The sequence below is a fragment of the Corallococcus sp. AB038B genome, from assembly GCF_003668955.1.
GTDB classification, from domain to species: Bacteria; Myxococcota; Myxococcia; order Myxococcales; family Myxococcaceae; genus Corallococcus; species Corallococcus exiguus.
The window spans coordinates 1-380 of sequence record NZ_RAWO01000450.1; the positions used below are offsets into that span (position 1 = coordinate 1).

Genomic DNA, 380 nt, shown 5'->3' on the forward strand with positions numbered 1-380 from the left:
GCACCCTCCCTCCGGCACGAGGTGCGGCGGCCTACCGGACGGCGTACGTCTGCACGGCGTTGCCCGTGAAGGCGGAGCCGTTGAGCGTCACGGTACCGGCCGCGCCCACCGCGCCGTTGGCGCAGCGGCTGCCCGTCGACTGGTTCTTGAAGAAGATATCCAGCTTGAGCGTCTTCTGGTCCGCGGTGAAGCCGCCACGGCCTTCCTGAACCAGGCCACCCGGGAAGGTGAACGTCACGTCGAAGCAGCTTCCGTCGGACGCCACGTTCTCGATGAGGACGGTGTTGGAGGTGAAGGAGAGCGGGTTCTTCGGCGCGTCATGGTTGCAGGCGCCATCGGTGATGGTGCCCGGGATGCTGTCGACCTTGAAGTTGCCACCC

1 pseudogene is annotated in these 380 nt (G+C 66.6%); it reads right to left on the reverse strand.

The window, feature by feature from the left end:
* Positions 1-31: 31 nt before the first annotated feature.
* Positions 32-380 (reverse strand): annotated as a pseudogene (locus D7Y04_RS43850) (hypothetical protein); the annotation flags it as partial.